We start from the raw sequence: 909 nt of genomic DNA, 5'->3' as shown, positions 1-909 counted from the left end.
ATATAAACAATGAATTATCTCCTTAGCGTGGTTTTTTACATCATTGACCCTCGACCCCCTATTAGAACCCGTTTTACAACCCTCTTGCTGTTATCCCAGACTCCGTATGTAACTTTTCCGCGAGTCGGTAGCGCTCACCGAAGCCGAACGAGCGCAGCGGAATATCATCGGCTCCTGCATTATTTAATGCAGGTCGGCAAGTAAATAATTACTTGCCGATTGAAGAGTAAATTAGCTTGATACCTAAAACTCCTAATACAGTCGCGGATGCTCTGTCAGCGGCACACTTAATGCGTAAGTAAATCTGACGTGGTTTTTCAGCCGAAAGCAGGAGCGATACAAGGGAATACCAGCCTGCATCAATCAGGAAACTCATCAGGGGGACTGCGAAGTAAAATGCCACTGGGATATTTTCTGGGAGAAGCGCACTAAATATAGATGCAAAAATGATTGCGGTTTTAGGATTGCTCAATTGCGTCAAAAGACCATCTCTAAACGTCATCCACAAAGTTTTTTCGGATCCTTTTTGCCCATGTAGAGCTAAAGTCAGGGGGTGAGATGCATTCTTGAAAATTTTGAATGCAAGCCATAACAAGTAAACACCTCCCGCCACTTTCAAGCCAATAAATAATTCAGGAACTGCATTTAATAATTTCTGTAGCCCGAGCATAGCTACCAAGGAAAAAACTGCAGCTCCTACACCCGTGCCCAGAGCTGTGACAAGTCCATGAAGACGGGAGTACGCAACCGCATTCCGGGCAACATAAATAAAACTCGGCCCAGGGCTTATAACCCCCATAATCAGAACCGCGGCAATAGCCATAAGGCTGGAAATAAGCATTGTAAACCTCAGTTGATAGTAAAGTTGACGGACATTCTAAATGAATAATTCGGTTATGTCGTATTAAG

1 protein-coding gene is annotated in these 909 nt (G+C 43.8%); it reads right to left on the bottom strand.

Annotation, left to right across the window (positions count from 1 at the left end):
• Window positions 1-208: 208 nt before the first annotated feature.
• A complete protein-coding gene (locus NXS07_RS20365; RefSeq protein ID WP_238127261.1) occupies window positions 209-841 on the bottom strand; it encodes a LysE family translocator in 633 nt (210 codons plus the stop codon).
• Between the last annotated feature and the right edge of the window lie 68 nt (window positions 842-909).

The sequence above is a fragment of the Xenorhabdus bovienii genome, from assembly GCF_024721015.1.
GTDB classification, from domain to species: domain Bacteria; phylum Pseudomonadota; class Gammaproteobacteria; order Enterobacterales; family Enterobacteriaceae; genus Xenorhabdus; species Xenorhabdus bovienii.
Note: the sequence above shows the minus strand (reverse complement) of the source record. Positions and strands in the feature narration are given on the sequence as shown.

Excerpts from the sequence above, each read along its gene's own strand:
- NXS07_RS20365 (WP_238127261.1), bottom strand. The coding sequence starts at position 841 with ATGCTTATTTCCAGCCTTATGGCTATTGCCGCGGTTCTGATTATGGGG.